This window comes from Variovorax glacialis, from assembly GCF_051216375.1.
Lineage (GTDB): Bacteria > Pseudomonadota > Gammaproteobacteria > Burkholderiales > Burkholderiaceae_C > Variovorax.
On record NZ_JBPJZT010000013.1, the window covers coordinates 89362 to 101750 of the forward strand.

A 12389-nucleotide genomic window follows, 5' to 3' on the forward strand; every position below is an offset into this window, starting at 1 on the left:
AGAAAGGATGGATTTGCCTTGGCATCGGGCAGATGAATGCCTTCATCTACTGTGGAAAAGCACATATCCTACCAGCCAAAGGGAAGGGCGCAACGCCTTCGGACATGGCCGCGGGCAAGGGAGAAAAGTTGGTCGCGCGCTCCGAGCCGAAGACATTTCGGGATGCGCACCAATGCGCGGCGCGCCCGCTCCGTCGCGCTACTTGATCGCGATTGCGCCGGTCAGAAGGGAATGTCGTCGTCCATGTCGTCGAAGCCCGACGACGACTTGGCCGGTGCCTGGCGCGCTGCCGGCGCAGTCGCGCGGGGCGCTGCCGCGGGCGGACGCGAATAGCCGCCGCCTTGCGAGTAGCCACCGTCATCCTCGCCCGAGGGCGCGCCCTGGCCCTGGCGGCTGCCGAGCATCTGCATCTGGTCGACGCGGATGTCGGTCGCGTACTTCTCGACGCCGTCCTTGTCGGTGTACTTCCGTGTGCGGATCTGGCCTTCGACGTAGATCTGCGAGCCCTTGCGCAGGTATTGCGCGGCGATTTCGGCGAGCCGGCCATTGAACACGAGGCGGTGCCACTCGGTGGCCTCGCGCATTTCGCCGCTCTGCTTGTCCTTCCACTTGTCGGTGGTGGCCAGCGTCGCGTTGCACACCTGGTCGCCGCTCGGGAAAGTGCGTGTTTCCGGATCGCGTCCAAGATTGCCGACGAGGATGACTTTGTTGACCGATGCCATATGCGCTGCCCCTGAGATTTCCAGAAGTCCAAGAACGAGGATTGAACCAACAAGTCTACCTCGCCTCAGGCGGCCCGCACCCCGGCATGTGTGAGGGTGTAGAGCCCGACGTCCACCCGGCCGGCGAGAAAGCCGGCCTCGCAGTAGCACAGGTAGTACTCCCAGAGGCGCCGGAACGAGGTGTCGAAGCCGAGCGCTTCGATCTGCGGCCAGGCGCGCACGAAGCGCCGCCGCCATTCGGCGAGCGTCAGGGCATAGCTCTCGCCGAAGGACAGATCCTTCACCAGCTTGAGACCTGCCGCATCGGCATGCGCTTGCATTGCCCCCGGGGACGGCAGCATGCCCCCCGGAAAGATGAAGTGCTGGATGAAGTCGGCATGACGCCGGTAGTGGTCGAAGTGTTCGTCCGCGATGGTGATCACTTGCACGACGGCCTTTCCACCGGGGGCGAGGCGCCGACGGAGCGTCTCGAAATAGACGGGCCAGTAGCGTTCCCCCACGGCCTCGAGCATTTCGATGGAAACGATCCGGTCATGCTGGCCATCCGCGTCGCGATAGTCCTGCAGGCGTGCATCGACCTTCCCGGAGAGGCCCAGCTCGGACGCACGCTGCCGCGTGTGCGCCAGTTGTTGGGCGGACAGCGTCAACGCGGTGACGCGGACATCGCGACGGCGTGCGAGCTCCAATGCCAGGGCACCCCATCCGCAGCCGATTTCCAGCACGTTCGCGCCGTCCTCCATGTCGAGCAGTTCGACGATGCGTTGCAGCTTGAGCGCCTGCGCCGCCTCCAGGGTTTCGTTGCCCTGCGCGAAGAGCGCACTCGAATAGAGCATCTGCGGATCCAGCCATAGGCCGTAGAACGCATTGCCCAGGTCGTAATGGAATGCGATGTTCCGCCGGCTGCCGCGGCGCGAGTTGACGTTCGCGCGATGCATGAGACGGCCAAGCCATCGCGCCGGCCAGGAGGCGTCCAGCGTGCGTCCCCAGGCGGCTTCGTTGCCCAAGCCCAGTTCCAGCAGCGCGGCGAGGTCCGGGGTCGACCAATCGCCGTCCCGATAGGCTTCCGCGAGTCCGATGTCCCCTCGCAGCAGCAGGCGGGCGAGAGGCCGCCAACGGTGCAAGGTGATCGAGGCGTGCGGCCCCGCAAGCGCGCCGCGGCCGTCGATGCGACTGCCGTCGGGCAAGTCGATCGACAGCGTTCCGGCGTGCAGGTTCTTCAACAAGCGCTCCAGCAGCCGCCGCAAAGGCCGCCCGGCCAGCGTCGATGGGCGGAGCTCCTGCCGCGCGCTGCCCGGCTCCAGATCGTTCGATGGTTCCGAAGATGCGCTCATCGTTCCACCGGCTCCACGTTGGTGACAGCCCGCTCCGGCACGGGCGGGCGCCGATGCAGGCGAGCGCCCTTCAGCCAGAGACGCAGGGCCTCCCAGCGAATGGCACCCGCGACCTTGAGCGTGAGCCATGGATGCGTCAGGAAAACGCGCGCCAGCATCGCGTCGTTCAGCGCGTGGCGCCGTGCGTCGAAGCCGGCCGCAAGCACCACGCCCTCGGGCCCCTCCGCCGTCACGGCGATTTGCAGTCGCTCTCGATCCGCGCGAGGCGGGTCGATGCGAAACCGGTAGGCCATTTCCATCGCCAGAAAGGGCGACACGTGGAACTGCTTGGCGCAGGTCTGGGCGAGTCGTTCGGCATGACGCTCGGATTCGGGCACGGGGATGAGATAGCTGTGCCGTTCCCCGAAGGTGTTGTTCACCTCATAGAGGATCGCTTGCAGGCCGCCGTCCGGGTGATGGCAGAAGTAGACGCTCAATGGGTTGAATGCGTATCCGAGGATGCGGGGCATGCTCAGCAGCCGTATGGCACCCCCGGCCGCCAGGTGGGATGCGGCCAGTTGTCGTTCCACGTGGGCCCGCAGGCTGCAGCCGTCGCGGGCGCCGTAGTCGCGCTCGTGCAGGCTGAACAGGTTGAAGCGGTTGACCGAGAACAGTCGAAGACGCTTCTCGAGCTGAGGCAGTTCGTCCAGGTCGATCAGCAGGGAGAACATGCGATAGCGCAGGCGATGACGTGTCGCGCCCGATCGCTGGTGCACGACGGAGCCGGTGTAGAGCGCGCAGTGACCGTTCATGAGGTCAAGGTTTCCGAAAGCGAACCCAGGCGGATGCGACCGGACTCGTTGGCGACACGCCACGGCCGACGCACGCCGCCGAGCGCCTCGGCAACGGCGAGGCCGGCCTGCAGTCCGTCTTCATGAAAGCCGGACCCGAAGTAGGCGCCGCAGAACCACGTGCGACGCCGCCTCTGCAGCGACCACAGTTCGCCCTGTGCGCGAATGGCGCCGGCGTCGAACACGGGATGCTCGTAGATCTCGGAGTGAACGAGGTGCCCGGATCGCGGCTCGCGCACGGGATTGAGCGTAAGGAACAGGGGCGATTCCTCGGGGATCCCCTGCAGGCGATTCATCCAGTAGGTCACGCACAACGCAGGCGCGCCGCCACGACGGCCAGCGTAGTTCCAGCTCGACCACACTGCGGGGCGCTGTGGCATCAAGGATGGGTCCGTGTGCAGAAGGGCGCGGTTGCGGCTGTACTCGAACGCGCTCAACACGCGCATTTCGTCGGGGCTGGCGTCCGACAGCAGGCGGAGCGCCTGATCGGCATGCGTCGCGATCACGACGTGGTCGAAGCGCTCGGGCGGTCGGCCCTGGTCGCCGAGGACCCAGGCGCCCCGGAAATCCCGACGGACCGCCACGACCGGGCTGTCAAGCCGAAGGCGATCGCCCAGGACCTGGATCATCCGCTCGACGTAGCAGCGGCTCCCACCCCGGACCGTTCGCCATGCGGGGCGTTCGGCCAACTGGAGCAGTTGGTGGTTCTCGCAGAAGCGCACGAATGCTTCGGTCGGATAGGCGCCGACGCGGTCCGCGGGGGTCGACCAGATCGCCGCCGCCATCGGATAAAGGTGGTCCTCCCGGAACGCCCGCCCGTAGCCCCGCATCTGCAGATACGCGTCGAGAGGCATCTGGCCGAAGGCCGCGGCGTCGGCCGGCGCATGACGGTAGAAGCGAACGATGTCGCGCAGCATCGACCAGAAGCGCGGGCTGCACAGATTGCCGCGCTGCGCGAAGAGCGTTCGCAGGTTCGTGCCCGAATATTCGAGCGCGCCGTCGTCCAGGCTGACTGAAAACGACATTTCGGACGCCTGCGTCTCGACGCCCAGGTGGGCGAACAAGGCCGTGAGATTCGGGTAGGCGGACTCGTTGTAGACGATGAACCCGGTGTCCACCGGGATCGCCCCACCCCTGTACGGCGCGTCGACCGTGTTGCTGTGGCCGCCGGGGCGGCCGTCAGCCTCGAAGACGGTGACGCGGTGTCGCTGCGACAACAGCCAGGCGGCCGACAAGCCGGAAATCCCGCTTCCGATCACGGCCACGTCGAGCGCGGCGCCTGGCGGCAAAGGCGCAGGCGGGCTGCGCCGCTCGGGTGCGGCAGCAAAGCTCATGGGGCCATCCTCACAACTCCTTTAAGACAGGCGTGACCGTTGTACGGGCTGGCTGGCCGCCTGGATCTCTTTTTTTGACCGCTGTGATCTAATCCCGCTCGCTCTTCGTAGGAGCAGCATGAACATCGTCCGACCGTCATCGGCCGTGGCCGCGTCGCCAACGCGGTCGCAATCGCCCTACCTGTCGGTTGTGACACCTCACCAGGGCCGGGGAGCGATGCCGACCATCGAGGAACTGAACGCGCTTGCCAGGGCCTTGGCGCTCACCGGGGACCGGGAAGCCTTCGCCGCGCTCTTCAAGCACTTCGCACCCCGCGTGAAGGCGTACCTGATGCGCTCCGGGAGCGCCGAGGGACTTGCCGAGGAACTTACCCAGGAAACGATGGTGAGCGTCTGGCGCAAGTCGGCGCAGTTCGATCCGGCCCGGGCGAGCGTTTCCACCTGGATTTTCACCATCGCGCGCAACCTGTGCGTCGACCACCACCGGCATCACGGACCCGCGGCGGTCGACATGGACGACCTCGAGTGGGACGCGATGCCTGGCTCCCAGCCGTCTCCCGACGAGGAAACCCACGTCAGGCAGCGCGAAGCCGGCGTGCGCTCGGCCCTGGGACGGTTGCCCGAGGAGCAGGCCCAGGTGCTGCGCCTTTCCTTCTTCGAAGAGCACCCCCATGCCCAGATCGCGAGCGAACTGGGCATTCCGCTCGGCACGGTGAAGTCGCGGGTGCGGCTTGCCGTGAATCACTTGCGTCGCTTGCTCGACGAGTTCGAACCATGATCTCTCACCATCCAGCCGAAGAACTGCTTCTGGCGTTTGCAGCAGGCCGCCTCTCCGGCGGACATTCCCTTCTCGTGGCCAGCCATGTCGAGGGCTGCGCGCACTGCCGGGCGCATGTGCGCCTGTTCGAAACGGTCGGCGGCGCCATGCTGGAGACGCTGGCGCCGGAAGTCCTCGAATCGCAGGCGTTGGCGCGAACTCTTGCGGCGATCGACGCGCCGGAGCCACCCAGGATGCCTCGGCCTGGCGGCACCGGCATGCGTGCCGCACTTCCCGACGGGCTGCCCTGGCCTCGCGCAATGCAAGGCTGCGCGTCGACGCCCTGGCGCTGGCTCGGGCCGGGGATGCGCTGGAGTCGCGTGACGCTGCCGGACGACAAGGCGGCCAACGTCTTCCTGCTCCGCATCGGCGCGAGAAAGATGCTGCCGCAGCACACGCACAGCGATTCGGAACTCACACAGGTGCTCTACGGCACGTTCCACGACGGCCGCGCCTCGTTCGGCCCGGGCGATTTCGATGAAACGGACGGCAGCATCCGGCACCAGCCCACGGTGCAGGCGGCCGGAGAATGCGTCTGCCTCGCCTCGGTTCAAGGCAGGGTGCTCTTCGATGGCGCCGTGGCGCGGGTGCTGGGCGCGCTGGTGGGTATGTAGGGGCGACCTCAAGTCGACGTCTTGCGAGGCGGACCGGGAATGAAGGCGTTGGTGCGTGCGACGTACGCCCGGTATTCTGGGCGGCGTTCTGCAATGTCCTTTTCGAGCAGGCTCACGCCCGACACTTTCAGTAGCAGGAGGGTCATCAGGAGGGGAGACACCACGCTCCATGCGCCGCTCCAGCCCGCAGCCCCGATCGCCATGAGCCAAAGGCCCCACCAGACGCACGCCTCGCCGAAATAGTTGGGATGACGGGTGAAGCGCCACAAGCCCCGGTCCATCACCTTGCCGCGGTTCGGAAGGCTGGCTTGAAAGCGGGCCATCTGGGCGTCGGCAATCGACTCGAAGACGATCCCGAATGCCGCAAGCGCAAGTCCTGCGGCATCGAGCCATCCCCCGGAACGACTTCCCGCGATGCCCACCAGGAGGGGCGCCGATACGACCCAAGCCAGCAAAGCCTGCAGACCAAAGACGAGAAACAGGCTCTTCCATGCGAAACCTGGCTGGTTGCGCTCGCGAATCTGCCGATAGCGCCGGTCTTCGCCGTGCCCCCAATTCCGCCAGGTAATGAAGAGGCTCAGACGCAGCGCCCACACGAGCGCGAGCGCCAGCATCCAGGGACCGGGCCCGCCCGAGGGACGAAGCAATGCGAAGTACGCAAGCCCGGCGCCAGCGATGAAGAGCGACCACATGCGATCCACCACGCTCGCGTCGCGGCGTATCAGGCTCGCCACCCACGTCAGGCCGGCCAATGCGAGCGGCACAGCAAGGCCTGCGAGCGCCGCGACATGCTGGACGTTCATTGCCGCTTCTCGAACAGGTAGTGGCTGACCCACCACCGTTGTCCCGCGTCGTAGCCGAACAGTTCTGACACCGACAGGAAGAAAAGGCGCCAGCGGGTCCACCACAAGTCGGCGTCCTCGCCATAGATGGCGCTGAAGATCGGCCACAGTTCGGTTCGGCCCTGGTCCATGTTGCTCAGCCAGGCCTCGGCGGTGCGTTGATAGTGGGTGCCGTCCCACCGCCATCGCCGCAGCAGACGGAGGTCTTCCTGAAAGTGCAGGGCCAGGTCGTCGCTCGGCATCATGCCGCCCGAGAAGAAGTGCTTGCTCATCCAGTCGCTCGCATCCCGTTCGACGAAGGGATAGGGCGCTCCGCAGTGAGCGAAGACATGCAGGAAGAACCGACCCTGCGGTCGCAGCCACTGGGCGACGTTGGCGAAGGCACGAGGCCAGTTGCGCAGGTGTTCGAACATCTCGATCGACACGACGCGGTCGAACCGCTCGGCCGTGTCGAAGTCGTTGAAGTCGCGGGTGATCACGCAGATGTTGCACAGCCCCCGTTCGACGGCCTGCGCCTCGATGTACTCGCGCTGGGCGTGGGAATTGGACACGGCGGTGATGAGGCTGCCTGGGTAGCGTTCGGCCATCCACAAGGTCAGCGAGCCCCAGCCGCAACCCAGTTCCAGCACCTGCTGGCCATCGGCCAGGCCGGCACGTTCGCAGGTCAACGCCAGCGCGGCCGCCTCGGCCTCGGCCAAGGTCGCGACTCCTTCGGGCCAATAGCAACTGCTGTACTTGCGGTGCGCGCCCAGCACGCCGCCGAAGAACCGGGCGGGCAACTCATAGTGCTGCTCGTTCGCCTTTTCCGGCTGGAGCGCCAGTTCGGCAGTGCCGAGTTCGTCAACGAACTCCTGGGTCAGTTCGCCGACGGCCTGTGCATCGTCGGCCCGAAGCTCCGCGAGCCGCGTCTTCAGCAGCCGGCGTATGCCGAGACGCACCACCGGATCGGGAACCATGCCCTGTTCGACCCAGTGGATCGCAACGGCGGTGTTTTGCGGCATGCACAACTCCATGTGGGTGACACACGGATGCGTGTGCCGGCATGGCCTGTACGCACCGCAGGGCCCGCCGGATCACTTGCCCTCGATGGCGGGCTGGTCGGCGTCCTTGAGCCAAGCGTCGATCAGGGTATAGGACACCGCCAGCATGACAGGCCCCACGAAGATGCCGACCAGGCCGAAGCCGAGCAGGCCGCCGATGACACCTGCAAAGATGAGCAGCAGGGGCAGGTCGGCGCCGCGCTTGATGAGCATCGGGCGCAGGAAGTTGTCCATGGTGCCGACGATCAGCGTCCACACGATGAGGAAGACGCCCCAGGCCGTCGAGCCATGCCAGAAGACCCAGACCGCCGCCGGCGCGAGTACCAGCGTTGGTCCGATCTGGACGATGCACAGCATGAACATCACCGCCGTCAGCAGTGCGGCGAAGGGCACACCGGCGATGGCGAGGCCGATCCCGCCCACCACCGCCTGGACAATCGCCGTCACGCCCACGCCCAGCGCCACCCCGCGGATCGCCTTGCCGGCCAGCACGACGGCGCCTTCCCCGCGCGCGCCTCCCAGTCTGCGGCCGAACCGCAGAACCTCCGCCGCCGCGGTTTCACCCTGTGCGTACATCACCCCCGCGATGACGACGGTCAGCAGGAACTGCAGCGTCAACGCGCCGACGACGCCGGCCTGCGAGAAGAGCCAACCCGTGACCTGCTTGGCGTAGGGCGTGACCTTGGCCTCGACGCCCGCCACGCCCGAAGCCACGAGTTCGTCCCAGGCCACCGTCAACTTGGGGCCGACGAAGGGCACTGCACCCACCCACCCGGGCAGCTCGGGCGGGCCCTGGCTGATCTGCAGCTTGAACCAGTCGATGACCTCGTCCGCGTTGGCCGCGATGGTGGAAATGGCCATGGTGAGCGGCAGCACGAAAAGCAGCAGCAGAATCAACACCATCACGAGCACCGCGAGGCTGCGACGCCGCCACAGCCGGGCCTCGAACCAAAGCAGTGCGGGCCAGGTGGCCACCACCACCATGACCGCCCAGATCGTCGCTCCCAGGAAGGGCCGGAGGATCCAGAGGGACGAGCCGATGAGCAGGACGATGCTCAATACGTTGAAGGTGATCTTGGCAAGGTCGGAGCGAGGTTCGGTCATGGCGTGCACCAGGTTCTTGGACAGCCCACAGTTTGCTTGACGCGAGCCTCGCCGTTAAGCCTCAGGCGACCGGCCGCGCGGAAATCGCGCGCTCCAGGACTTCGGAGCGCAGCTTGATCGCCGCCTCCACCTGTTCCACCCGCGCCAGCAGCGAGGCATGGCGCTCAGCGTTGCGCTCCAGATGGGCCTTGTCCTGCGCCGCCAGGAAGTTGCGCAGATCGGTGAAGCGCGAAGCCTCCGCCTTATCCGCGAGATGGCGCTGGGCCCGCATCTCCTTCGTGTGTCGACGCGTCTCGAGCAGCACCGCGCCCTGCAGATGCAGAAAGTAGGTGCTGAAGACGACCACCAGCACCCCGGTCAGTGCCAGCATGACAAGCCCAAGGGGCGCCGCGACTTCCATGAACCCGAGCGACATCGCAACCGGTGCGCCGAGGACACCCCAGTTCAGAGTCGCCAGACCTGCGATCAGCAGAACGACGACGACCAATACGCCTGCTCTTGTTCCCATTGCATACCTTCATTAGTTGTGAACGGCCGGATCGAAATGAACCCGGCGGCGCCCGACTCTAGAAACTCCTTGTTGCGGCGTCTGCGGGAGGGCGCTGGATCTGCGTTTGAACTTTCGAATGGTGACCCGGGAAGCTTCAGTTGATGCGTTGGTGCTCCGGAAGAGGATCGACTAGTCTCGCTGCTGCATTTTTTGTCCGGGTTCGGAGGTCTCATGTTCACGCGGGTCAGTCAATTCACGCAGGCACTTGATGGAAGCGTCGCCACAATGGCCTTGACCTGTGTGCTCGGCATCGCGACCTACTTCTTCGGACAACCGATGTCCATCGAATTGCACTGGCTCTGGATGGCCTTGGGATCGCTCTGCATCGTCGCCCTGGCCGTCATGCAGTTCGCCCGCGCGCGCCGGATCCAGCGCCGGGACGATGAACTCAGCGCGATTCTCAACGCGGTCCCACACATCCTCTTCTTCAAGGACACCGACTTCAGGTACCGGGCGCTGAATGCGGAGTTCGAGAAGGCTTTTCACATCGATGCCCAAAGCGCGATCGGCAAGACCGACAGGGAGCTCTTCGGGCCCGATCTCCACGATCGCTTTCTCTCGCAGGACCGTGAGCTGATCGTATCGGGATCGGTCAACACCTACGAAGAGGACATCGTGATCGGTGGCGTGGTTCGCACCATGCAGTCGCGCAAGCGGCCCGTCTACGACCGCCGCGGCAGGCTTCGCGGCATCGTGGCCGTCGCGATCGATGTGACCGAGGACAGGGCAACCCAGAGTCAGCTCGAAGATGCCAGCGCCCGCCTGGCCATCGCACTCGAAGCGGCCCGCATGGGCTTCTGGGAATGGAATCTGGCGACGGGCGAAATCCGCACGGACGAACGCGCCCGCAGGAACCTCGGTATCAAGGCGACGGAACGGGAGGTGTCTGCCGTCTTCGCCAATATCCACCCCGGCGACGTCGACAAGGTCAGGGCGAGCATCGAGTTCGTGCGTACCCGGCAAGAGGTCGCCGCCTCCGAGTTCCGGGTCATCGATCCAACGGAAGGGGAGCGATGGATCGAAGGGTTCATCTCGCCGGACCGGGTGCGCGGGAGCAATGACTTCCTGGTCGGCGTCAATCGCGACATCACCGAGCGACGCCGGGACGAACTCGAACTCGGCAAGGCCAAGTCGCGTGCCGATGAGGCACTCGCCGAACTCGAACTGTCGCGAAGCAACCTCGAATTGGCCCTCAGCGTTGGTGGGCTGGGCGTATGGCGCTCACTCACGCTGCTGCCCGCGCATTCGTACCTGACCGACCCCGCATTTCTCGACACGGTCGTGACGGCCGACCTGAAATTTCGCGAGCTTTACGGGCAAGGTCCGGATTCTGTCGTGACTTATCGGGATCTTTTCATGCGGCTGCATCCGAAAGACGGCGAGCGCGTCGCCGCACGGATCGACCTGACGTATCGACGCGGGCTCGCGGCGTACAAGGACCGCTTCCGCGTCTGCAGCCGCGATGGCCTCGTCCGAACGCTGGACGTGCGGGGCAGCATGTCGAGGCATGTCAACGGCGACAGCGCTGTCGTCTCCTTCACCGGCATCGCCAAGGACGTCACGAATGAAGAGGCGCTGAAGGCAGACCTGGTGGCCAAGGCCGAGGAAGCGCGATCGGCCGTGGAGGCCAAAGCGCACTTCCTTGCCATGATGAGCCACGAAGTTCGCACGCCGCTCAATGGCGTGCTCGGCATGATCGATCTCGTCATCGATACGCCATTGACGCAGGAGCAGCGGGGCATGCTGATGCGTAGCCGGGAGTCGTCGGTGGCCCTGCTCACCATCATCAACGACATCCTCGACTTCTCGAAGATCGAGGCGCGCATGCTCGACCTCGAGCACCGCCCCCTGTCATTGGACGAGCTCATCGACGACGTGTGCGCGACGCTGGCCCCGGAAGCGGAACGGAAGGGAATCCGGCTGGACATCGAGATCGATCCCCACCTGCCGTCGTTCATCGTCGGCGACTCGGTCCGGATCCGGCAGGTCCTGACGAACCTCATCAGCAATGCGGTCAAGTTCACCCATCAGGGCGGCGTGAAGGTGCAGGCGAACCGGCTGTCGAAGAAGCAGTTCGAGCTTGCGGTACAGGACACCGGCATCGGGATCGATCCGCGAATGACCAAGTCGCTCTTCGAACCCTTCCGACAAGCCGACGCCGCCACCACGCGGCGCTATGGCGGCACCGGCTTGGGGCTCACGATCGTCAAGCAATTGGTGGAGTTGATGCAGGGGCACATCGAGTGCAAAAGCCGCCTGAACGCAGGCAGCCGATTCGTGGTGACCTTGCCCTTGCATCCATCGACGCCCGTCGCTGATTCTTCAAGGAAATATGCAACGGGCACGGGCGTTGATGCCAATGACGACCAGACACCGATCGAAGCCGGGGCAGCGACGCCTGTGCCCGATGTCAGCCACAAGGTTTTGCTCGCGGAGGACCACCCGATCAATCGTGAAGTCATCACGCGGCAACTCGCCAAGCTCGGCTATGAATGCGATTGCGCAGAAGACGGGGAACAGGCCTGGGAAAGACTGGCCTCGCCCGAGGCGGACTATCTGATGCTGTTGACGGACTGTCGGATGCCATTTCTGGATGGCTACGAACTGACAAAGCGCCTGCGCGATCGCGAGGCAAGGATGGGCCTGCCGAGACTGCCGATCATCGCGCTGACCGCGAGTGCATTACAGGGCGAAGCCGAGCGCTGTCTCGCGCTCGGGATGGACGCCTACCTGTCCAAGCCTCTGCAGCTCGATGACCTTCGAAAGACGCTCACGCAGGTCATGCTTGGACGGTCGACGTCTGGCACGACGCACGTCGCTTCGAGCGCGACGCAGGACGCGCAGACGGATTGCGAACCGGCCTACGAGGGCCTGACGGCGCTCTGCAGCGGCGATCTGCGCAAGGTCGCGAAGTTGGTCGACATCTTCGTGACGACGACGGCGGAAGACCTGAAAGCGATGGATCGCGCGTACGAAGCCGGCGACCATGCAGCGCTGCGACAACTGGCGCACAGGCTGAGCTCGGCCTGCCATCAACTCGACGAGGTGGAAGCGGTTGCCCGGTTGCAGGCGATCGAAAGGCTCGAAGGAACAGACGATGCCTCGAAGGACAGGATCGGCGACCTCTATGGCGTCGCGAAAGACGATGTTTCATCGGTCCTTTCGCGCGCCTCGGAATTCACACGCCTGCACGCCTGAGCGAACG

Annotated in this window: 11 protein-coding genes; 3 read left to right on the plus strand and 8 right to left on the minus strand. The window is 65.3% G+C overall.

Going from position 1 to position 12389, the window contains the following annotated elements; genetic code table 11:
- Nucleotides 1-221: 221 nt before the first annotated feature.
- The 4 genes from ssb to ACSFBL_RS27005 all read right to left on the minus strand — a co-directional run bounded on the left by ssb (nucleotide 222) and on the right by ACSFBL_RS27005 (nucleotide 4217).
- Nucleotides 222-722, minus strand: a complete 501-nt coding sequence (ssb, locus tag ACSFBL_RS26990; protein WP_435518897.1) for a single-stranded DNA-binding protein — start codon at nucleotides 720-722, stop codon at nucleotides 222-224.
- Between the two features lie 65 nt (nucleotides 723-787).
- Nucleotides 788-2053, minus strand: a complete 1266-nt coding sequence (locus ACSFBL_RS26995; protein WP_435518898.1) for a class I SAM-dependent methyltransferase — start codon at nucleotides 2051-2053, stop codon at nucleotides 788-790.
- Complete coding sequence (locus tag ACSFBL_RS27000; protein ID WP_435518899.1) at nucleotides 2050-2844, minus strand: DUF1365 domain-containing protein; 795 nt, start codon at nucleotides 2842-2844, stop codon at nucleotides 2050-2052. Before ACSFBL_RS27000 ends, ACSFBL_RS26995 begins: the two co-directional genes overlap by 4 nt.
- A complete protein-coding gene (locus ACSFBL_RS27005) occupies nucleotides 2841-4217 on the minus strand; it encodes an NAD(P)/FAD-dependent oxidoreductase (RefSeq protein WP_435518900.1) in 1377 nt (458 codons plus the stop codon). The genes ACSFBL_RS27000 and ACSFBL_RS27005 overlap by 4 nt, the downstream gene beginning before the upstream one ends.
- Nucleotides 4218-4335: 118 nt before the next feature.
- Here ACSFBL_RS27005 and ACSFBL_RS27010 point away from each other — a divergent pair, with 118 nt between their 5' ends.
- Together ACSFBL_RS27010 and ACSFBL_RS27015 are read left to right on the plus strand one after the other, a co-directional pair.
- Complete coding sequence (locus tag ACSFBL_RS27010; protein WP_435518901.1) at nucleotides 4336-4995, plus strand: sigma-70 family RNA polymerase sigma factor; 660 nt, start codon at nucleotides 4336-4338, stop codon at nucleotides 4993-4995.
- The gene (locus ACSFBL_RS27015; protein ID WP_435518902.1) at nucleotides 4992-5648 is read left to right on the plus strand and encodes a ChrR family anti-sigma-E factor; all 657 of its coding nucleotides are present in this window, start codon (nucleotides 4992-4994) and stop codon (nucleotides 5646-5648) included. Before ACSFBL_RS27010 ends, ACSFBL_RS27015 begins: the two co-directional genes overlap by 4 nt.
- 8 nt (nucleotides 5649-5656) lie before the next feature.
- Here ACSFBL_RS27015 and ACSFBL_RS27020 read toward each other — a convergent pair whose 3' ends face one another.
- The 4 genes from ACSFBL_RS27020 to ACSFBL_RS27035 all read right to left on the minus strand — a co-directional run bounded on the left by ACSFBL_RS27020 (nucleotide 5657) and on the right by ACSFBL_RS27035 (nucleotide 9142).
- The gene (locus tag ACSFBL_RS27020) at nucleotides 5657-6451 is read right to left on the minus strand and encodes a DUF1295 domain-containing protein (protein WP_435518903.1); all 795 of its coding nucleotides are present in this window, start codon (nucleotides 6449-6451) and stop codon (nucleotides 5657-5659) included.
- Entirely contained in the window at nucleotides 6448-7491 is a 1044-nt protein-coding gene (locus ACSFBL_RS27025; protein ID WP_435518904.1) for an SAM-dependent methyltransferase, read from the minus strand. The genes ACSFBL_RS27020 and ACSFBL_RS27025 overlap by 4 nt, the downstream gene beginning before the upstream one ends.
- A gap of 72 nt (nucleotides 7492-7563) precedes the next feature.
- Complete coding sequence (gene ydiK, locus ACSFBL_RS27030) at nucleotides 7564-8634, minus strand: AI-2E family transporter YdiK (RefSeq protein ID WP_435518905.1); 1071 nt, start codon at nucleotides 8632-8634, stop codon at nucleotides 7564-7566.
- 61 nt (nucleotides 8635-8695) lie between these two features.
- Nucleotides 8696-9142 (minus strand): LapA family protein, encoded by a 447-nt coding sequence (locus ACSFBL_RS27035; protein WP_435518906.1) that lies wholly within the window; start codon nucleotides 9140-9142, stop codon nucleotides 8696-8698.
- A gap of 267 nt (nucleotides 9143-9409) precedes the next feature.
- On the opposite strand from ACSFBL_RS27035, the gene ACSFBL_RS27040 reads away from it, so the two are divergent.
- Entirely contained in the window at nucleotides 9410-12382 is a 2973-nt protein-coding gene (locus tag ACSFBL_RS27040) for an ATP-binding protein (RefSeq protein ID WP_435518907.1), read from the plus strand.
- The last annotated feature ends 7 nt before the right edge of the window (nucleotides 12383-12389 follow it).

Bases quoted from the DNA above. Each gene is read 5' to 3' on its own strand.
- ssb (WP_435518897.1), bottom strand. From the start codon at position 722: ATGGCATCGGTCAACAAAGTCATCCTCGTCGGCAATCTTGGACGCGAT.
- ACSFBL_RS27010 (WP_435518901.1), top strand. From the start codon at position 4,336: ATGAACATCGTCCGACCGTCATCGGCCGTGGCCGCGTCGCCAACGCGG.
- ACSFBL_RS27005 (WP_435518900.1), bottom strand. From the start codon at position 4,217: ATGAGCTTTGCTGCCGCACCCGAGCGGCGCAGCCCGCCTGCGCCTTTG.
- ydiK (WP_435518905.1), bottom strand. From the start codon at position 8,634: ATGACCGAACCTCGCTCCGACCTTGCCAAGATCACCTTCAACGTATTG.
- ACSFBL_RS27040 (WP_435518907.1), top strand. From the start codon at position 9,410: ATGGCCTTGACCTGTGTGCTCGGCATCGCGACCTACTTCTTCGGACAA.
- ACSFBL_RS26995 (WP_435518898.1), bottom strand. From the start codon at position 2,053: ATGAGCGCATCTTCGGAACCATCGAACGATCTGGAGCCGGGCAGCGCG.
- ACSFBL_RS27000 (WP_435518899.1), bottom strand. From the start codon at position 2,844: ATGAACGGTCACTGCGCGCTCTACACCGGCTCCGTCGTGCACCAGCGA.
- ACSFBL_RS27015 (WP_435518902.1), top strand. From the start codon at position 4,992: ATGATCTCTCACCATCCAGCCGAAGAACTGCTTCTGGCGTTTGCAGCA.
- ACSFBL_RS27025 (WP_435518904.1), bottom strand. From the start codon at position 7,491: ATGCCGCAAAACACCGCCGTTGCGATCCACTGGGTCGAACAGGGCATG.
- ACSFBL_RS27035 (WP_435518906.1), bottom strand. From the start codon at position 9,142: ATGGGAACAAGAGCAGGCGTATTGGTCGTCGTCGTTCTGCTGATCGCA.
- ACSFBL_RS27020 (WP_435518903.1), bottom strand. From the start codon at position 6,451: ATGAACGTCCAGCATGTCGCGGCGCTCGCAGGCCTTGCTGTGCCGCTC.